Source organism: Pseudoxanthomonas sp. LjRoot127 (genome assembly GCF_964253495.1).
Lineage (GTDB): Bacteria > Pseudomonadota > Gammaproteobacteria > Xanthomonadales > Xanthomonadaceae > Pseudoxanthomonas_A.
The window spans coordinates 2,625,790-2,646,420 of the sequence record NZ_CAXUQR020000001.1 but is presented as its reverse complement, the minus strand read 5'-3'; the positions used below and the strand labels follow the sequence as shown (position 1 = coordinate 2,646,420).

Below are 20,631 nucleotides of genomic sequence, written 5' to 3'. Positions count from 1 at the left end.
GCATGACGTCGACCGCCGCCACCGACTCCTCGCCCTACCCCCACCTGTTCAGGCCGCTCGACCTGGGCTTCACCACGGTCCGCAACCGGGTGCTGATGGGCTCGATGCACACGGGGCTGGAGGACCGGGCCAAGGATTTCCCGCGCCTGGCGGCGTACTTCGCCGAGCGGGCGGCCGGCGGCGTGGGCCTGATCGTCACCGGCGGCTTCTCGCCCAACCTGGTGGGCTGGCTGAAGCCGTTCGGCGGCAAGCTGTCGTGGCCGTGGGAGGCCCGGCCGCACAAGTTCGTGACCAAGGCCGTCCACGAGCATGGGGCGAAGATCTGCGCCCAGTTGCTGCACGCCGGCCGTTACGGCTACCACCCGCTGACCGTGGCGCCGTCGAGGCTCAAGGCACCGATCAATCCGTTCACTCCACGCGCGCTGTCGGCCCGCGGGATCGAACGCCAGATCAGCGCCTACGCCAACGCGGCGAAGCTGGCGCGCGACGCCGGCTACCACGGCGTGGAAATCATGGGTTCGGAAGGCTATTTCATCAACGAATTCACCGCGCCGCGCACCAACAAGCGCGACGACGCCTGGGGTGGCACGCCGGAGAAGCGCATGCGCTTCGCGGTGGAGATCGTGCGGCGCGTGCGCGAGGCGGTGGGCCCGGACTTCATCATCATCTACCGGCTGTCGCTGCTGGACCTGGTCGAAGACGGCAACCAGTGGGACGAGATCGTCCAGCAGGCCAAGGCGGTGGAAGCCGCGGGCGCGACGATCATCAATTCCGGCATCGGCTGGCACGAGGCGCGCGTGCCGACCATCGTCACCTCGGTGCCGCGCGCGGCCTTCGTCGACGTCACCGCCAAGCTCAAGCCGCACGTGCGCGTGCCGCTGGTGGCGACCAACCGGATCAACATGCCCGAGGTCGCCGAAGGCATCCTTGCCGCCGGGAAGGCCGACATGGTGTCGCTGGCGCGCCCGCTGCTGGCCGACCCGCAATGGACGGCCAAGGCGCGCGCCGGCACACCGCAGGCCATCAACACCTGCATCGCCTGCAACCAGGCCTGCCTGGATCACGTGTTCGAGAACAAGCTCGCCAGTTGCCTGGTCAATCCGCGCGCCTGCCACGAGACCGACCTCACCTACAGGAAGACGTTCGCGCCGAAGACCATCGCGGTGGTCGGCGCCGGCCCTGCCGGACTCGCCTGCGCGACGGTCGCCGCCGAGCGGGGCCACCGGGTGACCCTGTTCGATGCGGCAGACGAGATCGGCGGGCAGTTCAACTATGCCAAGCGGATCCCGGGCAAGGAGGAGTTCCACGAGACCTTGCGCTACTTCCGCCACAAGCTGGAAGAGACACGCGTGGAGGTGAAACTATCCTCTCCGGTCGCGGCGGACGATCTGGCCGGCTTCGACGAAGTCGTGCTGGCGACCGGCATCACCCCGCGCAAGGTCGCCTTCCCGGGCGCCGACCACGCCAAGGTCGTCAGCTATGTGGACGTGCTGTCGGGCCGGGTGAAGGTGGGCGCACGCGCCGCACTGATCGGTGCCGGCGGCATCGGCTTCGACGTCGCCGAGTACCTGACCCATGAAGGGCCTTCGTCCTCGCTGGACCCGGCCCGCTGGATGGCCGAATGGGGCGTGGATCCCACCTTCGAAGCCCGCGGTAGCTTGGCACGCCCGCATCCGGAGCCGCCCGCCCGCGAGGTCTGGCTGCTCCAGCGCAGCCCGGGCAAGCCGGGTGCCCGCCTGGGCAAGACCAGCGGCTGGGTGCACCGGGCCACACTCAAGGCCAAGCAGGTGAAGATGCTTGGCGGGGTGGAGTATCTGGGCGTGGACGATGCCGGGTTGCGCATCAAGGTGGACGGCGCCGACCAGCTGCTGCCGGTCGACCACGTGGTGGTATGCGCCGGTCAGGAGCCGCGGCGCGAGCTGCAGGCCGCCCTGCTGGCCGCCGGCCGGACGGCGCACCTGATCGGCGGCGCCGACGTGGCCGCGGAACTGGATGCCAAGCGCGCGATCGACCAGGGCAGCCGGTTGGCGGCAAGTCTGTAAGCGCGCCCTCCGTAGAATCGAGCTTGCTCGACTCCGGAACGGCTGGAATCCTGGAAATCCTGGGCAAGAGCAGAAGAGCAAGCTCCGCTCTACTGGCGCTTGGAACCAGCCCGAACAAACGCCTCAAAGACATCGTTGCGTCGAGCCTGCCCCACTCCCGACCGCCCGGAATGCGGCAGCGACTCGGGCTGAGAGACGCAGCAATCTCCGCTCCACGGGCCTGCTTCCTGCGACGTCCCTCACAGTTTCCAGCCAGATGGGTGCCCCCGCCGTCAAGCCAGCCCGTTCAGGCCGAGTTGGGACGCCCCCCCCTACCTTGCGCCCACTTTCCGGCCCGCCGCCCAGTTCAGGCGGGCTGAGCCCGGCGCTCGGATCCCTCTGATCCGGCCTTGCCGGTCCCCGGGCAGCCCGTGTGAAGGCTGCCTCCCCATGACGCCCTGCCGCATGTCCCAGGTTTGCCGCTCCCCGCGTGACGGGAGAGGCAGGGGTGCGGGAAAGACGGAGCAAGGAGTTCCCATGAAACTGGCCTGGATCCTATGGCTGTCGCAGATGTTGCCGCAGCCGGCCGCCGATTCGCTTTGCCTCAGCACCACCGTTTACCTGGAAGCCCGCGACCAGACCCTCCGCGGCCAGCAGGCCGTCGCCGAGGTCGCCCTGCGCCGCCGCGACAGCGGCCTGTGGGGTGATTCCGTCTGCTCCGTGGTCACCGCCCGCAAGCAGTTCGCACCGACCATCGTCGGGCCGAATACCCGCCTGAAGAACCCGGAGGCCTGGGCCCAGTCGGTCACCGTCGCCCTTAACGCCGAACGCAACTGGGCCCTGCCGCCCGGCCAGCGCAAGGAAATCGTACCCGGCGCCAGCCACTTCATGGCGCACCAGATCGCCAGCCCGAGCTGGCGCAACGCGTACCACGTGGCCACCATCGGCGACCACACGTTCCTGCGCGTGCAGAAGCTCAAGCCCCGCTCCTGAGACCGAGCGCTTTCGAAGCCACGCGCACGCGCTGATCCGTTCGCCGCAGCCGGAGCCGCATGGCCCCTGCTCCCCCTCTCTCGCGGGAGAGGGCAAGGGGTGAGGGCAAACCCCCGCGATGCCTGTGGTTCGTAGGCGACACGATCCGTTGCACCGCGCATCACATTGGAAACATCCGAGGCCCGCGATAATCGCGGGCCTTTCTTTTTCCCAAGGGACACCATGAAGCTGTACACCAAGCCCGGCGCGTGCTCGACCGCCGACCACATCGCACTGCAGTGGACGGGCCAGCCGTTCGACGTTCAGGTGATGACGGCCGCCGAGATGAAGGCGCCGGCGTACCTGGCGATCAATCCCACCGGCGCGGTGCCGGCGATCGTCGATGGCGATTTCGTGCTGACCCAGAACGCCGCGATCATGGGCTACATCGCCGACACGTATCCGCAGGCGCACCTGGCCGGCGACGGTTCGCCGCAGCAGCGCGCGCAGGCCGCGAAGTGGCTGTCCTTCGTCAATTCCGACCTGCACCCGGCGTTCCATCCGCTGTTCGGACCGGCCCGCTTCATCGGCGACGAGACGCAGTTCGAGGCGGTGAAGGACGCAGCGCGCAAGCGCGTGCGCGGCTTGTTCGAGCAGGCAGACAGTCAACTGGAAGGCCGCGACTGGCTGGCCGGCTTCCGCAGCTTCGCCGATCCGTATTTCTACATCACGCTGCGCTGGGCAGACCGGATGGGCGTCGACCTGTCGGGCCTGCATAACGTCGCCGCGTTCAAGCAGCGCATGGAGGCCGATGCCGGCGTGCAGGCCGCGCTGAAGGCCGAAGGCCTGGCCTGATCCTGCGCGGCGCGCGTCAGCCCAGCGACGCGCGCACGTCCTCCAGCCAACGCGTGGCGAAGGTGTGGTCGCGCGCCTTCGTCATCGCAGTGGCGACATCGGGAAGCAGCGCTTCCAGATCATCGGCGTTCGCGCAACGCTCGACCTTGAGCTGCAGGAAGTAGCCCTTCAGGCCGATGTGCGAACGGATGTCGTCGGTAATGCGCGCATACAGCAGGTTGTAGCGTTCGGCGGAGGTCATGATGACCGGGGGCGCACCGTCGTTCGATTTGGTGGCGGCCACGGCCGCCAGCATCGAGGCGGCACCGGAGCGGCGTTCGATCAGTCCGTCCGTCGCCAGTTGGCCGAGCGCATCGTCGGGCGCATGCAGGCCGCTCATCATCGCCTGCAGTTCGTCGTCGCTGCGCTGGCCATCGACCAGCAGCAGGATCGAACGCAGCCCCGCCGGCAACTTGCGCGTGCGTTGCTGGATCTCGTTGCGTCCGGCCTCTGTCTTGCACCATCTGGTCTGCATGGCATCCCCCCAAACGACGCGCGGCGGGCCCCTCCCGCGGCTACGACGTTCCCCTGTCCGCCAGTAGTACCCCGGCCCGGCCCTTCCCGGCTGCCACGCGGGTCACACAAACGACACGGGGCCGCCCGACCTTCGTCGAAACGGCCCCGCGTGTCAGCGGCGCTTGCCTCAGCGCTGGTCGATCGGCACGAACGCCAGATCCTCAGGCCCCGTGTAATTGGCGCTCGGGCGGATGATCTTGCCGTCGATGCGCTGCTCGATCACGTGCGCGCTCCAGCCGCTGGTGCGGGCGATCACGAACAGCGGGGTGAACATCGCCGTCGGCACGCCCATCATGTGGTAGCTGACCGCGCTGAACCAATCGAGGTTCGGAAACATCTTCTTGATGTCCCACATCACCGATTCCAGACGCTCGGCGATGTCGTACATCTTCATGCTCGACTGCTCGGCGGACAGATCCTTCGCCACCTGCTTGATGACGTCGTTGCGCGGATCGCCGGTGGTGTACACCGGATGGCCGAAGCCGATCACGACTTCCTTGCGCTCGACGCGCGCCTTGATGTCGGCTTCCGCTTCGTCGGGCGATTCGTAGCGTTTCTGCACTTCGAAGGCCACTTCGTTCGCTCCGCCATGCTTCGGGCCGCGCAGCGCACCGATGCCACCCGCGATGCAGGAATGCATGTCGCTGCCGGTGCCGGCGATGACGCGGCAGGTGAAGGTGGAGGCATTGAACTCGTGCTCGGCGTACAGGATCAGCGAGGTGTGCATCGCCCGCACCCACGACTCGCGCGGCTTCTCGCCGTGCAGCAGGTGCAGGAAGTGGCCGCCGATGGAGTCGTCGTCGGTCTCCACGTCGATCGCGCGGCCGTTGTGGCTCCAGTGGTACCAGTACAGCAGCATGGAGCCCAGCGAGGCCATCAGCTTGTCGGCGATGTCGCGCGCGCCCGGATGGTTATGGTCGTCCTTCTCCGGCGATACGCAGCCGAGGATCGACACGCCAGTGCGCATCACGTCCATCGGGTGCGCGGACGGCGGCAGCTCTTCCAGCGCGGCCTTCACCGCGGCCGGGATGCCGCGCAGCGACTTCAGCTTCGCCTTGTAGGCGACCAGCTCGGCGCGGTTGGGCAGCTTGCCGTGCACCAGCAGGTAGGCGACTTCCTCGAACTCGCAGATCGTGGCCAGGTCGAGGATGTCGTAGCCGCGGTAATGCAGGTCGTTGCCGCTGCGGCCGACCGTGCACAGCGCGGTGTTGCCGGCGGCGGTGCCGGACAGGGCGACGGATTTCTTCGGCTTGAAGGGGACGCTCTCTGACATGTTCAATTCCTCATCTTGTTTTGGAGCCCCTCTCCCGATGGGAGAGGGGTTGGGGTGAGGGTTCGGCGAAATCCGTGCAGCTCGAACATCGCTGGCTTCGCCGTACCCTCATCCGCCCTTAGGGCACCTTCTCCCGAAGGGAGAAGGAATATCCTTACTTCTTTGCGGAAAACAGGGTATCGAGCTTCTGCTCGAAGGCGTGGTAACCGATGCGGTCGTACAGCTCCTCGCGCGTCTGCATGCTGTCGACCACGTTCTTCTGGTGGCCGTCGCGGCGGATCGCTTCGTACACGTTCTCCGCGGCCTTGTTCATCGCGCGGAACGCCGACAGCGGATACAGCTGGATCGCTACGCCGACCGAGGCCAGTTCGTCGCGGGTGAACAGCGGCGTCTTGCCGAACTCGGTGATGTTGGCCAGCACCGGCACTTTCACCGCATCGACGAAACGCTGGTAGGTGGGCAGGTCGTAGGCGGCCTCGGCGAAGATGCCGTCGGCTCCGGCCTCGACGCAGGCGATGGCGCGCTCGATGGCGGCGTCCACGCCTTCGACCTGGATGGCGTCGGTACGCGCGATCAGGAAGAAGTCCGGATCGGTCTTCGCATCGGCGGCCGCCTTCACGCGATCGACCATCTCGCCGGCGGACACGATTTCCTTGCCCGGGCGATGGCCGCACCGCTTGGCGCCCACCTGGTCCTCGATGTGGCATGCGGCAGCGCCGGCCTTGATCAGCGACTTCACCGTGCGCTCGATGTTGAACGCGCTGGGGCCGAAGCCGGTGTCGATGTCGACCATCAGCGGCAGGTCGCAGACATCGGTGATGCGGCGCACGTCGATCAGCACGTCTTCCAGCGTGTTGATGCCCAGGTCGGGCAGGCCCAGCGACCCTGCGGCGACGCCGCCGCCGGACAGGTAGATCGCCTTGTAGCCGGCGCGCTTGGCCAGCAGGGCGTGGTTGGCGTTGATCGCGCCGATCACCTGCAGGGGCGATTCGGCGGCGAGCGCGGCGCGGAACTGCGCGCCTGCGGACGGGGTGCTCATGCGACGTGACTCCTCATCGGTCAGCGAGCGGCCTCGGCCTGGGGCCGGTGCCGGAGGTGCGTGAAGGGTACGCCCCTCTTCGGGACGCAAATCTGGCACCATCCTCAGGGTTGATCAATCTTGATCGAACGAATCAATATTTCTCGATGGCCTCCGCGACCGACCTTCTGTCCGCCCGCGACACCTGCCGCCTGCTGGGCATCAGCCAGGCCACGCTGTACGCCTACGTCAGCCGTGGCCTGCTGGAATCCCGCCCCGGCAAGGACCACCGCAGCCGCCTCTACCTGCGCCAGGACGTGGAGCGCCTGGCCCAGCGCAAGCAGGTGGGGCGCGGCGCGGCGCGGGGCGCGGCGCAGAGCCTGGACCGGGGCCTGCCCGTTCTGGAGACGCAGATCTCCCTGATCCGCCCGGATGGCCCTTACTACCGCGGTCGTTCGGCGATCGGCATGGTCCACGACGGCGCCACGCTGGAAGACGTCGCGCGGCAACTCTGGGACTGCGGCGAGGAGGACCCGTTCGCCGCGCCTTCGTCGACCCCGTGGCCGACGCTCGTCGCGCCGCTCGCCTCCGATCTCGCGCTGCCGCCGCTCGAGCGCGCGATGGCGGCGATCCCGCTGCTGGCGCTGGACGTGCGCCACTCCTTCAACTCGGCGCCCCGCGTGCGCCACGAGATCGCCGCCGGACTGCTGCGCCACAACGCGGCCCTGCTGGTCGCACAGCCGCCTTCCGGCGCGCCGGTGCATCGCGTGCTCGCGCAGGCCTGGCATCCGGGCGACGACGGGTTCGCCGACCTCGTGCGTGCCGCGCTGGTCGTTTGCGCGGACCACGAATTGAATGTCTCGGCCTTCGCGGCGCGCGTGGTCGCCTCCACCGGCGCGCATCTGCACGCCACCGTCTGCAGCGGCCTCGCCGCGCTGTCCGGGCCGCGCCATGGCGGCGCGACGGCGCGTGCGTACGCACTCATCGCCGATGCCCGTGACGCCGGCCACGCGCGCCGCTTCATCAGCGAGCGCTGGCAGCGTGGCGATGATCTTCCGGGCTTCGGCCATGCGCTGTATCCGCAGGGCGATCCGCGCGGTGCCGAGCTGCTGGCGCGCGCTCGCGAACGCCACGCAGGCGAGCGCGAAATGGCCGCACTGGAAACGCTGATCGCCGCTACCGAAGACATCAGCGGCCTGCGCCCGAACATCGACTTCATGCTGGCGGCGATCTGCCACCTGAACCGCCTGCCGGCGACGCCCGCGCTGGTGATGTTCGCCGCGGGCCGCCTCGCCGGCTGGCTGGCGCACGCGCTGGAACAACAGGCGATGGGCGGCCTGATCCGTCCACGTGCGCGCTACACCGGCATCACGCCATCGGCACCGTCGGCATGACGCGGTGGCGCTGCCCCGCACGGATTTGACATCGATGACGCATGCACCGACCCTGCAAGCGACCGCTCCTGCTGCTGCCGTGATGCGCCCCACCCTAGCCCTGTGCCTGCTGCTGACGATGATGATCCCCACCACCATCGCCCGGAACACCGACATGCCACGTGCGGATGCGTCGACGCAGGCCCCGACCGCGATACCCCCACCCCCGGCGTGGCTATCGGGGCTCGATGCGCTCTACGACGCGGAACTGCGCGTCGCCGGCCTGGAGGACCGCACGTTCAACGCGGAACACTGGTGGTCGGTCGCGACGCCGTTGCTGGCGCGTACGCACGGCTTCCACGTGGAAGAGATCGGCCGCAGCGTCGAGGACCGCCCCTTGCGCCATGTGCGCTGGGGCGAAGGCAGGATCCCCGTGCTGCTGTGGTCGCAGATGCATGGCGACGAGAGTACGGCGTCGATGGCGCTGGCGGACCTGTTCCGCTTTCTCGGCGACCATCCCGACCATCCGCTGGCGAGGCAGCTGCGCGCGAACACCACGCTGCATGTCTTCCCCATCGTCAATCCCGACGGCGCTGCGCGCTTCCAGCGACGCAACGTGCAGGGGATCGACCTCAACCGCGATGCGCGCATGCTGGCGACGCCGGAAGCGCGCACGCTGAAGGCGTTGTACGACCGGGTGAAACCGATGTACGGCTTCAACCTGCACGACCAGCGCGTCGGCTATCGCGCCGGCGACTCCGATCGCGGCACCGCCATCGCGCTGCTGTCGCCGCCCTACAACCACGCCGCCGATGTCAACGATGTGCGCACGCGCGCCATCGAAGTGGCAGGCGTGATCCGCACGGCGTTGGAACCCTACCTGGCCGGCCATATCGCACGCTGGGACGAAACCTTCGACCCGCGCGCGTTCGGCGACCTCACCACGCAGTGGGGCGCCAGCACGGTGTTGATCGAAGCGGGCGGCATCGAGGGCGACGTGCAGAAGCAGCGTCTGCGCAAGCTCTACTTCCTCGGCCTGGTGGCCGCGCTGGACAGCATCGCGACCGGCAGCCACGTGGGCGTAGCGCCTGCGCTCTATCGCGAACTGCCGGAGAACGGCGATGTGTGGCCCGATCTGCTGGTGCGTGGCGGCACGCTGTCGGTGCCGGGGCGTCCGCCGACGAAGGCCGACCTGCTGGTCAATTTCCGCAATCCGCTGATGGAGACCGACGGCGCCATCGCCGATATCGGCGACCTCGGCACCAAGAAGGCACGCCGCACCCTGGACGCACGCGACCTGTTCATCGTGCCGATCCCGGGACATGAGGGCGAACGCACGGTGATCGAAGCGAACGACGACGGCGACAACGACGAACCGCGCTCGCCCCTGCCGCTCACGCCGGGCGCCAGCGCGCGCTTCGTGCTGAGCCGCGATCCGCAGGGCCGTGACGTAGTGTGGACGCTCGACGGAAGTGTGGACCCGGCGACACCCGCGCCACCGGCGCGCTGACCGTCAGCTGCCGACCTCGGGCCCGCGCTGCAGCGCGCGCCTCACTTCCTCCAGCGCATTGGGATCGTCCAGCGTGGAGAGATCGCCGGGATCCGCACCCTGCGCCAGCGCCTGCAGCGAGCGCCGCAGCAGCTTTCCCGAACGCGTCTTCGGCAATGCGTTGACGATATAGACGCGCGCCGGCCGCGCGACCGCGCCCAGGCTCTGCTCTACCGTGCGCCGCATGCCATCGGCGGCCTGCACGCGTTCATGCGGCTCGTCGGTGGCCTGGCGTAGCGTCGCGAACACCACCGGCACCTGGCCCTTCAGTTCGTCGGCCACCCCGATCACGGCAGCCTCCGCCACGGCAGGGAAGCCGGACACGGATTCCTCGATCTCGCGCGTGCCCAGGCGATGGCCGGCGACGTTGATGACGTCATCGGTGCGGCCGAGGATGAAGGTGTAGCCGTCCTCGTCGCGGATCGCCCAGTCCAGCGAGCTGTACAGCAGTTCCTTGAAATGGCTGAAGTAGCTGGTGAGAAAGCGCGCGTCGTCGTTCCAGATCGTCGTCATGCAGCCGGGCGGCAACGGCGGCTGCATGACCAGCACGCCCTTCTGGCCGGGTCCAACTTCCTCGCCGGTGCTTTCGTCTATCACCTTCATCCTGTAACCAAGGTTCGGGAACCCGGGCGAACCGAACCGCACGGGCTTCATGTCCAGGCCCGGCAGCAGCGTCAGCGCGGGCCACCCGGTCTCGGTCTGCCAGTAGTTGTCGATCACCGGCTTGCCGATCGCATCGGTGATCCAGTGCGCTGTCGGCTCGTCGAGCGGCTCGCCCGCGAGGAACAGGTATTTCAGTTCGGACAGGTCGTGGCGCTTGATGAAATCGATGTCGTGCTTATTCAGCACGCGAACCGCCGTCGGCGAGGAGAACATCGTGCGCACGCCGTACTGTTCGCACAGCGCCCACCAGATGCCGGCATCGGGCGTGATCGGCAGCCCTTCGTAGAGCACCGAAGTCGCGCCCACGATCAGCGGGCCATACACGTTGTAGGAATGCCCCACCGCCCAACCGACGTCGGATGTGGAGAACATCACCTGCCCCGGCCCCACGTCGAACACCGTGCGCATGGACAGCGCGAGGGCGACCGCATACCCGCCGACATCGCGCTGCACGCCCTTCGGCTTGCCGGTGGTGCCGGAGGTGTAGAGCAGGTAGCTGGGCTCGTTCGATTCAAGCCATTCGACCGGCACCTCGGCATCGCCGACGGCGGTGCGCAACGTCGCATAGTCCTCATCGCGACCGGCGATCTTCGGCTCTGCCGCATCCAGGCCGCGCGACACGATCAGCACCTTGGCCGGAGGCGTGCTCGCCTTCGCGCATGCCTCGTCGACCAGCGGCTTGTAGGGAATGACCTTGCCGCCGCGGCTGCCGGCATCGGCGGAGATCAACAGCTTCGGTTGCGCATCGTCGATGCGCAGGGCCAGGTTGTGCGCGGCGAAGCCGCCGAACACCACCGAATGCACGGCACCGATGCGCGCGCAGGCCAGCATCGCGAACACGGCTTCGGCCATGTTCGGCATGTAGATGACCACGCGATCGCCACGGCCGACATCGAGCCGCTTGAGCACGGCGGCGAAGGCGTTCACTTCGCGGTACAGCTCTCGGTAGCTGATTTCGCGGGTGACATCGGTTTCGGTGGACACCGCCACCAGCGCCAGCTGGTTGCCGCGCTCGGCGACATGGCGATCCACCGCGTTGTAGCAGAGGTTGGTCTGGCCGCCGACGAACCAGCGACGGAATGGCGGCTGCGAATACTCCAGCACCTGCCGCGGCGGCACGTGCCAATGGATGGCCTTCGCTTCGTCACCCCAGAAGGCCTCGGGCTGCTCGATCGAGCGCCGATACACGTCTTCGTATGCCATGCGAACCTCCCGGATCCGACACCGGGATCAGCATAGACCCGCCCCGCCGCCGCCACCTTCCTACCTTGGTCGCATGGGACATTCCGTCGCACCCAAAAGAAAAACGCCGGGCATGGGCCCGGCGTTTTCCCTGAAGCCACAGCGACGGGGCATTACTTCCGCGTCGCGGGCTCGGGCTTCACGTAACGGTCGAACCAGGCCAGCATCTCGGCGATGAAATGCTCGTTCGATTCCTGCGCCGTGTACCAGTGAGGCTCGAACGGCAGCATCACCAGCCGTGTCGTGCCGCCCGTGCCGCGGATGGCCTGGAACAACCGCGGCGACTGCAGCGATTCGGTGCCCGGGTTGGCGTCGTCGCTGCCATGCACGATCAGCAGCGGTTCGTTGACCTTGTCGGCGTGGAAGAACGTCGAGGCCTGGTCGTACACCTTCGGTGCCGCCCAGAACGAGCGGCGTTCGTTCTGGAAGCCGAACGGGGTCAGCGTCTTGTTGTAGCCGCCGCTGGAGGCCACGCCTGCACGGAACATGTCCGAGTGCGCCAGCAGGTTGGCCGCCATTAGCGCGCCGTGACTGTGTCCGGTGACGCCGATGCGGCCGCGGTCGACCACGCCGAGTTCGACCGCCTTGTCGACCGCAGCTTCCGCGTTCGCGACCAGCTGCTCCAGGTAGGTGTCGTAGGCCGTCTTCGGGTCGCCGACGATCGGGAACGACGCGTTGTCGATGATCGCGTAGCCGGCGAGCAGCAACAGGCGGTAGTTCGACAGGCGCGTGAAGGTCTGCTCCGAACCGCTTACCTGACCGGCCTTCGACGGGTCCGCATAGTCCATCGGGTAGGCATACAGGATCGCCGGCACGCGCGTGCCTTCCTGGTACCCCGGCGGCGTGTAAAGGGTGAAGGACAAGTCCACGCCGTCCTTGCGCTTGTACGTCACCAGCCGCTTCTTGATGTCCCGCACCTGCGGCGTGGGATCCGGGAATCGGGTCAGCGGCATCGGCTCGGAGCGTACGGCGGCTTCCGCCGGCGCCGCGCCTTCGATGGCGTCCGCGAGGATGCGGCGCTGCAGGTTCGGCGGATCCTTCGGCGACTGGTGCCAGGTGAGCAGGCGACGGGTGTCGTCGCCCTCGAAGCTGACGAAGACCTCGTACGCGGTCGCATCGCTGCGGAACAGGCGCCGCGTGCTGCCGTCCTCGATCGTGTAGCGATCGAGGAACGGCCGGTTGCCCTGCGGCGTCGCGCCCATGCCACTGAGGAACAGAGCGCCGTCCTCTTCACGCAGCACCCAGGCGCCGTTCGCGAGTCGCTGCAACTCCGGGTTGCCGGGGTCGGCATACAACTCGTCGCTGGACAGATCCCACAGCACGCGTGCCGGCACGCGCTTGTCCACGTCCACCAGCGTCGTCGTCTGCCAGCTCCGGTTCGCATCGTACTCGTAGGTCAGCGCACGACCGCCTTCGCGGAACCACGCCAGACCGGCGTAACGCTGCTTCAGTCGTCCGATCTCCTTCGGCTTGCCGGTGAAAGGCGCGGCCAGCATCAACAGGCGATCACGGGCCGGCACGTCGTTCTTCCAGTCGCCGCCGTCGAGCGCTTCGGCCCATACCAGCGTCGCCGGTTGATTGGCGCGCCAGGCGTGGCTGCGTGGACCGGTGGGAACACCGCGCACGGGGACACGGTCGGCGACCGGCAGCTTCGCCAGCGGCGTCACGCGACCATTATTCAAATCGAGAACACCCAGGTCCTTGGCAAAGCGCTGCCAGGTGGTGACGTAGGAGTACGGACGCGCCAGCACTTCCACCAGCACGTGGCGCCCATCCGGCGCCGCATCGACGGCGCCGTACACAGCCTTGGCACCCACAGGCGTCACGGTGCCGCTGTCGGCATCGACCACCGCCAGCTGCGACGTGGCGTAGTAGTCGAACAGGGTCTCGTCCTCGGGACCGGACAAGGTATCGCGCGCTTCGTAAGTACTGCTCTCGCCCTTGCCGGCAATCGCTTCCTTGATCTCCGGCCCAGGAGGGACCGCGGAGCGCACCGGCGCGGCGCCGATGTCGGTGGGCACCCGCTTCACGAGCATCGAGGGCTTGTCGCCCAGCCATTGCACCGCACCACCCAGGATCGTGTTGAGCTTCACGCCCTCCACGCGACGCACCTGGCCGTCAGCAGCGCGGCCGACCCACAACTCCACGCCTGTGTCGGTGGTGTTGTCGAAGGAGAACCGGGTGCCATCCGGCGACCACGACGGGTTGCCTGGGCAGGCGCCCGCAGGCAGCGCGACGGCAGTTTCCTTGCCACTGGCCAGCTCCAGCACGCTGAAGCTCTCCAGGCAGGTCCGGATGCCGTAGCCATTGGAACGATCGTGGCGGCTGTGGTTGCGCGGCTCCACTCGGACGCCGGCGAGCTTGAGATAGGGTTCGGCGACACGGGCAATCGGCGGATACTGCGACTGCCGGATCAGGATCGCGCGCGTACCCGTGGGGTCCAGCGACGGCGATGGATTGAGCGGGGCGCGAAACACCTGCAGGAGTGGTTCCGGCGGCTGCAGGTAGCGCGCCTCCTGCGCCACCGCCAATGACGGCATCGCCAGGGCCAATCCCACCGCCAGCAATATCCTTCCTTTCCGCATCACCCACCCCCTTTGAGGAAAACCAGAAAGTAACACGACAAAAAAAGGGGCGGCTCGCGCCACCCCTTTTCTCCATCGCGTGCGACATGCCCGCTATCAGAGCAGGTGTGCCACGCCGCTGCGCTCTTCTTCCAGCTCGGCCAGCGTCTTGTCGATGGCCTTCTGGCTGAAATCGTCGACCGGCAGGTCCTTGATCATCGTGTACTCGCCGTTCTCGGTGGTGACGGCGAAGCCGAACATCACGCCTTCCGGGATGCCGTAGCTGCCGTCGGACGGAATGCCCATCGTCACCCACTTGCCGTTGCTGCCCAGCACCCAGTCGCGCACGTGGTCGATGGCGGCGTTGGCGGCCGAAGCGGCCGACGACAGGCCGCGCGCTTCGATGATCGCGGCGCCGCGCTTGCCGACCTGCGGGATGAAGGTGTTCGCGTTCCAGTCGGCGTCGTTGATCTTGTCCTTCAGCGACTGGCCGTTGACCGTGGCGAAGCGGTAGTCGGGGTACATGGTCGGGCTGTGGTTGCCCCACACGACCAGCTTGTCGATGTCGCCCACGGCCACGCCAGCCTTGTTGGCGAGCTGCGACAGCGCGCGGTTGTGGTCCAGGCGCAGCATGGCGGTGAAGTTCTTCGACGGCAGGTCCGGCGCGGACTTCATCGCGATGTAGGCGTTGGTGTTGGCCGGGTTGCCGACCACCAGCACCTTGACGTTGCGGCTGGCGACCTTGTTCAGCGCGGCGCCCTGGGCGGTGAAGATCTTGGCGTTCTCCAGCAGCAGGTCCTTGCGCTCCATGCCCGGGCCGCGCGGACGCGCGCCGACCAGCAGGGCCACGTCGACGTCCTTGAACGCGACTTCCGGATCGTCGGTACCGACGACGCCGGCCAGCAGCGGGAACGCGCAGTCTTCCAGCTCCATGATCACGCCCTTCAGCGCGGCCTGGGCCTTCTCCAGCGGCAGCTCCAGCAGCTGCAGGATGACCGGCTGGTCCTTGCCCAGCATTTCGCCGGAAGCGATGCGGAACAGCAGCGCGTAGCCGATCTGGCCAGCAGCGCCGGTGACGGCAACACGGACGGGGGTTTTCATGGTGCGGTTCCTCGGGGTTTCGTAGGGTGGGCGTCGGCCCACCGCGTGGGGAAAGAGTGGGCCTGCGCCCACGCAACGGTTACTTCAGTTCGGCAAAGAATTCCTGGAAGCGCTGCAGGCCCGGCGCGAGTTGCGGCGTCGGGCAGGTGTAGCTGATGCGTAGCGCGCGCGGCTCGCCGAACGCCGAGCCCGGCACGCAGGCCACGCCCTTCGCTTCGAGCAGCGCATTGCAGAAGTCGACGTCGTCCTCGATCTTCACGCCGTCATGCGACTTGCCGAAGGCGCAGCTGATGTCGGGGAATACGTAGAACGCACCCTGCGGACGCGGACACACCACGCCCGGGATGGCTTCCATCGCGGCCAGCACCTGGTCGCGCTTGGCCTGGAATTCGGCGTTCTTCGCCACGGGCACGTCCTGCGGGCCGGTCAGCGCGGCGATGGCCGCGGCGGTGACGACTTCCGGCACGTTGGTGATGTGGTTGGAATTCATCGTGGTCAGCGCCTTGGCGACCACCTCGGGACCGGCCATGAAGCCCACGCGCCAGCCCGGCATGCCATAAGTCTTGGACAGCGAATCGACGAAGACCGTGCGATCGCGCAGCTCCGGCCGCGCCTGCACGAAGTTCGTGTAGGCCAGGCCGTCGAACAGCATGCGGTTGTAGATGTCGTCGGTGACGATCCAGGTCTCCGGATGCTTCACCAGCACGTCGGCCAGCGCGGCGACTTCCTCGCGCGTGTAGACCATGCCCGTCGGATTGGACGGGTTGTTGAACAGGAACACCTTAGGCGTGTGGATCGTCAGCGCTTCGTCAAGCTGCGCGGGTGTCAGCTTGTAGTCCTGGCTGGCCGGGCACGGCAGCGGCACCGCCTTCGCGTTGACGATGTCGGCGATGTCGGCGTAGGTCGTCCAGTACGGCGACGGATAGACGATGGTGTCGCCCTCGTCCAGCAGCGACTCGGCCAGGTTGTAGAGGATGTGCTTGGCGCCGATGCCGGTGGACACGTTGGCGCGCGTGTAGCCGGTCAGGCCCAGCGCTTCGATGTGCCGCAGGAACGCATCGAGCAGCGCGTCGGTGCCGCGGTTGCTGCCGTACTGGCCGGAGTCCTTCGCCAGCGCGTCGCGCGCAGCTTGGTAGACGTGGTCGCCGGGCAGGAAATTGGGAACGCCGATCGAAAAGCTGATGATGTCGCGGCCTTCGGCCTTCAGCTTCTTGGCCTTTTCGGCCACCGCCATGATCGCACTTGGCTTGGCGCGACCGATGCGCCGGGCAAGCAGGGGCATTGCACAACCTCGCGTGGAAACGGTTAGGGAGCGTCGCCGCCGTCTTTTTTGCGGCGCAAAATGGTATCACGCCACCCCGCCGAGACCGACTAGCCCATGGTCTACCCCGGCCCGCGCGGCGGGGCGCGGTTACTGGTAATCCACCACGTCGCCCAGGTCGTAGTTCTCGTCGAAATACGCTTGCCACTGCGCATACGCCGCGCGCAGGCAGGCGGGGGTATCGCAGGCGTCCAACTGGCGGGTGGCGGCCTGGACCGTGCGGTCGCCGTCGGGATAGCGATCCGCCAGTTCCTTGAACTGCTTTCGCATCCCGACATCCAGCGCGCCGAACTCCTCGTGCCCGCAGACCAAGGTGGCGCGGATGCTGCCCGCCGGGGCATCGGTTTCGCATACCGTCGCGGGATCCGGCGTCCGGGCCGCGGCCACGGCAGCAGCAAGCTCGCTGCGGTCGCGTTCGGTCAGCCGGCGCACGAAGCCCAGCTCGTCGGTCTGGCCGGCACCCCAGGTGATGCGCAGGGTGAAGCCGTTTCCACTCTGGTCCTGCAGTTTGCGCAGGGTCACCGTCTCGCTGGGCCCGGTATCGGAGGTCAGGTGCAGGGCCAGCGTGCCATTGTCGAGGTCGACGTCCTCCACCTTGCCGTCCAGCCAGGCGCCGTCACGCACGACCTGCAGCCCGGCGTCGGGCCGCCAGGCAATGGCGTAGAGGGTCTCGGCGTCGTCGCCTTCGCTGTGATTCGTGCTCCACAGGCCTTCCAGACTCTGCTGGAAGTGCTCCGCCGACGCCTCCACGGCGGTCGCTGCGACGGGATCCGGTGGGGTGTTCGCGCCTTTGTTGCACGCGCCCAGCGCCAGGGCGGCGGCCAGCAACAGGGCCGCGCGCAACGCGCGCCGGCAATGGTCCTTCATGGTGGTGCTCCACAAAAAGAAAGGGCCGGTACGATGACCGGCCCTTCCATTCGATCACGCCGACAGGATGCGGTTCCACTCCGCCACGCGGTCGGCCTTGGCGGCCAGCGCCGCGTCGGCGTCTCCGCTGATGGTCACCTTGGTGATCAGGTCACCCTGCTTCACCGCGTCGACCACGTCCAGGCCTTCGGTGACCTTGCCGAACACGGTGTGCTTGCCGTCCAGCCACGGCGTGGGCACGTGGGTGATGAAGAACTGGCTGCCGTTGGTGCTGGGGCCGGCATTGGCCATGGACAGCACGCCACGCTCATGGCGGACGCCGTTGGTGGTTTCGTCCTCGAAGCGGTAACCCGGGCCGCCCCGGCCCGAGCCTTCCGGACAGCCGCCCTGGATCATGAAATCGGGGATCACGCGGTGAAAGTTCAGGCCGTCGTAGAAGCCGCGCTTGGCCAGGTTGACGAAGTTGGCCACCGTCAGCGGGGCCTTGTCGGGGTACAGCTCGATCGTGATCGGGCCGCGCGAGGTGTCGAAGGTGGCAGTCAGCTGACTCATGGAACGGTTCTCCAGGGGTAAAAGAGGGAACGGCGGGACATCGGCGGCTCTCTCCCCTGCCCCGCCCTGGCGGCGGGGCAAGAAGGAAAGCATCCGTCCCGCCACCCGGCCACTGATGGCCGGGACTGCGATGCGCAAGCCGGACCCGTCACGCAGGCCCTGCCCCGTTGCCAGATCACGGCGCCGTCAGGGGATTTCAAGGGCGGGCCCCGTGCGGCGGCATCCATTCAGGCGTTTTTCGATAAATCAGGTGCTTAGCGCACCATAGCCCGCTATAATACGCCGCTTCTTTCCGCCCACGTCCTCGCGCCTGCCCCGTCGAAGGGGTATCCGGGTGCGCTTTTCCGATCCCAGAATCCATGTCCATCGAAAACCTCCGCAATATCGCGATCGTCGCGCACGTCGACCATGGCAAGACCACCCTCGTCGACCAGCTGCTGAAGCAGTCCGGCACCCTCTCCGAGCGCACCGTGCTGGCCGAGCGCGTGATGGACAGCAACGACCAGGAAAAGGAACGTGGCATCACGATCCTGGCGAAGAACACCGCCATCACCTGGAACGGCAACCGCATCAACATCGTCGATACCCCCGGCCACGCCGACTTCGGCGGCGAGGTCGAGCGCGTGCTGTCGATGGTCGACACCGTGCTGATCCTGGTGGACGCGATGGACGGCCCGATGCCGCAGACGCGCTTCGTCACCCAGAAGGCGTTCGCGATGGGCTTCAAGCCGATCGTGGTGATCAACAAGGTCGACCGCCCCGGCTCGCGTCCGGAGTGGGTCGTGGAGCAGGTGTGGGACCTGTTCGACCGCCTGGGTGCCACGCCCGAGCAGATGGATTTCCCGATCGTCTACGCCTCTGCCCTGAACGGATATGCCGGCCTCGAGGACACGGTGCGCGGCGGCGACATGACGCCGCTGTACGAAGCGATCATGAAGCACGCGCCGAAGCCGGAAGTCGATCCGGAAGGCGCCTTCCAGATGCGCATCAGCCAGCTGGACTACAACAACTTCGTCGGCGTGATCGGCATCGGCCGCATCCAGCGCGGCACGCTGAAGAAGAACATGCCGGTCGCCGTGATCGACCGTGAAGGCAAGAAGCGCCAGGGCAAGGTGCTGCAGGTGCTGGGCTTCCTGGGCCTGGAGCGCATCGAGCAGGACAGCGCCGAAGCCGGCGACATCGTCGCCATCTCCGGCATCCAGGACCTGACGATCTCCGACACCGTCTGCGCGCTGGACACCCCGGAAGCGCTGCCGGCGCTGACCGTCGATGAGCCGACGATCTCGATGACCTTCCAGGTCAACAATTCGCCGTTCGCCGGCCACAAGGACCTGTCGGGCGGCAAGTTCCTGACCAGCCGCCAGCTGAAGGAGCGCCTGGAACGCGAGACCGTGCACAACGTCGCGCTGAAGGTCGAGCAGTTGGAAGACGCGGACAAGTTCCTGGTCTCCGGCCGCGGCGAACTGCACCTGTCGGTGCTGATCGAGAACATGCGTCGCGAAGGCTATGAGCTCGCCGTGTCGCGCCCGGAAGTGATCATCAAGGAAATCGACGGCCAGCAGATGGAGCCGATCGAGCAGCTCGTCGTCGACGTGGAAGAGAACCACCAGGGCGGCGTGATGGAGAAGCTCGGCGTCCGCAAGGGCCAGCTGAAGAACATGGAGCCGGACGGCAAGGGCCGCGTGCGCCTGGACTACCAGATCCCGGCGCGCGGCCTGATCGGCTTCCAGAACGAATTCAAGACGCTGACCCAGGGCTCGGGCCTGCTGTTCCACGTGTTCGACCACTACGGCCCGAAGGAACAGGGCGCCATCGCGAAGCGTCTGAACGGCGTGATGATCGCCAATGCGCCGGGCGCGACGCCGGCCTACTCGCTCGGCCCGCTGCAGGAGCGCGGCAAGCTGTTCGCCGCCGAGGGCGACAACGTGTACGAAGGCCAGCTGATCGGCATCCACTCCAAGGACAACGACCTGACCGTCAACGCGATCAAGACCAAGCCGCTGACCAACATGCGCGCTTCGGGCAAGGATGATGCCATCCAGCTGACCCCGGCGATCAAGTTCTCGCTGGAGCAGGCGCTGGACTTCATCGACGACGATGAGCTGGTCGAGATCACGCCGAAGGAAATCCGCCTGCGCAAGAAGTTCCTGACCGAGAGCGACCGCAAGCGCGCTTCCCGCGCGGCTTGACCGCCGCGCCGCGCCTTGGACGACACCGCCTACAACCCGGACCCCAAGGCGCACCCTGGGCTGCACGCCATCGCCCTGTTCGAGGGCGCCAAGGGCGTGCTGGCCCTCGCCTTCGCCGGCGGACTGCTGGCGTTCGGCCCGGATCGCCTGCGCGAGAGCGTGCAGGCGATCGTCACCGGCTTCATCCCCGACGCTGGTCCCGGCGTGATGAGCCAGTGGCTGGACCGCATCAACCCCGAGTCGGTCCACGTGGCCGTGCTGATCATCGCGCTCTACGCCGGCATGCGCCTGCTGGAAGGCTGGGGCCTGTGGCGTGCCCGCGCCTGGGCGTCGTGGCTAGGCTGCCTCGGGTCCGCCGCCTACCTTCCGCTGGACGTCTATGCGCTGTACCACCATCCGGGCTGGCACACCTGGGCGCTCCTGATCGTGAACCTGGTGATCGTGTGGGTGCTGTGGCGGGACATCCGTCGCCGCAAGGTGATTTGACGGGCGGGGCGGCCGCTGCGTAGCCTGCGC

General features: G+C 67.4%; 16 protein-coding genes. 7 read left to right on the top strand and 9 right to left on the bottom strand.

From position 1 onward, the window contains the following. Positions 1–2 precede the first annotated feature (2 nt). From ACSQ19_RS12280 to ACSQ19_RS12270, 3 genes are all read left to right on the top strand, one after another. On the top strand, positions 3–2,042 hold the full coding sequence (locus tag ACSQ19_RS12280) for an FAD-dependent oxidoreductase (protein WP_435997273.1): 2,040 nt from the start codon (positions 3–5) through the stop codon (positions 2,040–2,042). 516 nt (positions 2,043–2,558) lie between these two features. Continuing rightward, complete coding sequence (locus tag ACSQ19_RS12275; RefSeq protein ID WP_296279047.1) at positions 2,559–3,014, top strand: cell wall hydrolase; 456 nt, start codon at positions 2,559–2,561, stop codon at positions 3,012–3,014. Between the two features lie 222 nt (positions 3,015–3,236). Beyond that, positions 3,237–3,848: a glutathione S-transferase family protein gene (locus tag ACSQ19_RS12270; protein ID WP_435997270.1), complete on the top strand. Its 612-nt coding sequence runs from the start codon at positions 3,237–3,239 to the stop codon at positions 3,846–3,848. 16 nt (positions 3,849–3,864) lie between these two features. Here ACSQ19_RS12270 and ACSQ19_RS12265 read toward each other — a convergent pair whose 3' ends face one another. From ACSQ19_RS12265 to prpB, 3 genes are all read right to left on the bottom strand, one after another. Further along, entirely contained in the window at positions 3,865–4,362 is a 498-nt protein-coding gene (locus ACSQ19_RS12265; protein WP_435306604.1) for a hypothetical protein, read from the bottom strand. Between the two features lie 168 nt (positions 4,363–4,530). Continuing rightward, positions 4,531–5,676 (bottom strand): bifunctional 2-methylcitrate synthase/citrate synthase, encoded by a 1,146-nt coding sequence (gene prpC, locus ACSQ19_RS12260; RefSeq protein WP_435997268.1) that lies wholly within the window; start codon positions 5,674–5,676, stop codon positions 4,531–4,533. A gap of 154 nt (positions 5,677–5,830) precedes the next feature. Next, a complete protein-coding gene (prpB, locus tag ACSQ19_RS12255; RefSeq protein ID WP_093487328.1) occupies positions 5,831–6,715 on the bottom strand; it encodes a methylisocitrate lyase in 885 nt (294 codons plus the stop codon). 146 nt (positions 6,716–6,861) lie between these two features. Here prpB and ACSQ19_RS12250 point away from each other — a divergent pair, with 146 nt between their 5' ends. After that, positions 6,862–8,088, top strand: coding sequence for a citrate synthase family protein (locus ACSQ19_RS12250; RefSeq protein ID WP_435997265.1), 1,227 nt, complete (start codon positions 6,862–6,864; stop codon positions 8,086–8,088). Between the two features lie 82 nt (positions 8,089–8,170). Further along, positions 8,171–9,577, top strand: coding sequence for a M14 family zinc carboxypeptidase (locus ACSQ19_RS12245; RefSeq protein ID WP_435997263.1), 1,407 nt, complete (start codon positions 8,171–8,173; stop codon positions 9,575–9,577). Between the two features lie 3 nt (positions 9,578–9,580). On the opposite strand, the gene prpE is transcribed toward ACSQ19_RS12245, so the two are convergent. The 6 genes from prpE to ACSQ19_RS12215 all read right to left on the bottom strand — a co-directional run bounded on the left by prpE (position 9,581) and on the right by ACSQ19_RS12215 (position 17,926). Further along, complete coding sequence (gene prpE, locus ACSQ19_RS12240; RefSeq protein WP_435997261.1) at positions 9,581–11,482, bottom strand: propionate--CoA ligase; 1,902 nt, start codon at positions 11,480–11,482, stop codon at positions 9,581–9,583. A 152-nt stretch (positions 11,483–11,634) separates the two neighbouring features. Further along, entirely contained in the window at positions 11,635–14,061 is a 2,427-nt protein-coding gene (locus tag ACSQ19_RS12235; protein ID WP_436000973.1) for a prolyl oligopeptidase family serine peptidase, read from the bottom strand. Between the two features lie 141 nt (positions 14,062–14,202). Beyond that, complete coding sequence (locus ACSQ19_RS12230; RefSeq protein WP_093487338.1) at positions 14,203–15,186, bottom strand: malate dehydrogenase; 984 nt, start codon at positions 15,184–15,186, stop codon at positions 14,203–14,205. Positions 15,187–15,265: 79 nt separating this feature from the next. Next, the gene (locus ACSQ19_RS12225) at positions 15,266–16,468 is read right to left on the bottom strand and encodes a pyridoxal phosphate-dependent aminotransferase (protein ID WP_299341046.1); all 1,203 of its coding nucleotides are present in this window, start codon (positions 16,466–16,468) and stop codon (positions 15,266–15,268) included. A gap of 129 nt (positions 16,469–16,597) precedes the next feature. Then, positions 16,598–17,374 carry a hypothetical protein gene (locus tag ACSQ19_RS12220; protein ID WP_435997259.1) on the bottom strand — a complete coding sequence of 259 codons (777 nt, stop codon included), beginning with the start codon at positions 17,372–17,374 and terminating at the stop codon, positions 16,598–16,600. Positions 17,375–17,428: 54 nt separating this feature from the next. Further along, a complete protein-coding gene (locus ACSQ19_RS12215; protein WP_296279036.1) occupies positions 17,429–17,926 on the bottom strand; it encodes a peptidylprolyl isomerase in 498 nt (165 codons plus the stop codon). A gap of 359 nt (positions 17,927–18,285) precedes the next feature. Between ACSQ19_RS12215 and typA the strand changes: the two genes are divergently transcribed. Together typA and ACSQ19_RS12205 are read left to right on the top strand one after the other, a co-directional pair. After that, a complete protein-coding gene (gene typA / locus ACSQ19_RS12210) occupies positions 18,286–20,115 on the top strand; it encodes a translational GTPase TypA (protein ID WP_435997256.1) in 1,830 nt (609 codons plus the stop codon). Positions 20,116–20,130: 15 nt separating this feature from the next. Next, complete coding sequence (locus ACSQ19_RS12205) at positions 20,131–20,601, top strand: DUF2127 domain-containing protein (RefSeq protein WP_435997254.1); 471 nt, start codon at positions 20,131–20,133, stop codon at positions 20,599–20,601. Positions 20,602–20,631: the final 30 nt, after the last annotated feature.

Excerpts from the sequence above, each read along its gene's own strand:
- typA (WP_435997256.1), top strand. The coding sequence starts at position 18,286 with ATGTCCATCGAAAACCTCCGCAATATCGCGATCGTCGCGCACGTCGAC.
- ACSQ19_RS12230 (WP_093487338.1), bottom strand. The coding sequence starts at position 15,186 with ATGAAAACCCCCGTCCGTGTTGCCGTCACCGGCGCTGCTGGCCAGATC.
- ACSQ19_RS12265 (WP_435306604.1), bottom strand. The coding sequence starts at position 4,362 with ATGCAGACCAGATGGTGCAAGACAGAGGCCGGACGCAACGAGATCCAG.
- ACSQ19_RS12275 (WP_296279047.1), top strand. The coding sequence starts at position 2,559 with ATGAAACTGGCCTGGATCCTATGGCTGTCGCAGATGTTGCCGCAGCCG.
- ACSQ19_RS12235 (WP_436000973.1), bottom strand. The coding sequence starts at position 14,061 with ATGCCGTCATTGGCGGTGGCGCAGGAGGCGCGCTACCTGCAGCCGCCG.
- ACSQ19_RS12270 (WP_435997270.1), top strand. The coding sequence starts at position 3,237 with ATGAAGCTGTACACCAAGCCCGGCGCGTGCTCGACCGCCGACCACATC.
- ACSQ19_RS12245 (WP_435997263.1), top strand. The coding sequence starts at position 8,171 with ATGCGCCCCACCCTAGCCCTGTGCCTGCTGCTGACGATGATGATCCCC.
- prpE (WP_435997261.1), bottom strand. The coding sequence starts at position 11,482 with ATGGCATACGAAGACGTGTATCGGCGCTCGATCGAGCAGCCCGAGGCC.
- prpB (WP_093487328.1), bottom strand. The coding sequence starts at position 6,715 with ATGAGCACCCCGTCCGCAGGCGCGCAGTTCCGCGCCGCGCTCGCCGCC.
- ACSQ19_RS12220 (WP_435997259.1), bottom strand. The coding sequence starts at position 17,374 with ATGAAGGACCATTGCCGGCGCGCGTTGCGCGCGGCCCTGTTGCTGGCC.
- ACSQ19_RS12215 (WP_296279036.1), bottom strand. The coding sequence starts at position 17,926 with ATGAGTCAGCTGACTGCCACCTTCGACACCTCGCGCGGCCCGATCACG.
- prpC (WP_435997268.1), bottom strand. The coding sequence starts at position 5,676 with ATGTCAGAGAGCGTCCCCTTCAAGCCGAAGAAATCCGTCGCCCTGTCC.
- ACSQ19_RS12225 (WP_299341046.1), bottom strand. The coding sequence starts at position 16,468 with ATGCCCCTGCTTGCCCGGCGCATCGGTCGCGCCAAGCCAAGTGCGATC.
- ACSQ19_RS12280 (WP_435997273.1), top strand. The coding sequence starts at position 3 with ATGACGTCGACCGCCGCCACCGACTCCTCGCCCTACCCCCACCTGTTC.
- ACSQ19_RS12250 (WP_435997265.1), top strand. The coding sequence starts at position 6,862 with ATGGCCTCCGCGACCGACCTTCTGTCCGCCCGCGACACCTGCCGCCTG.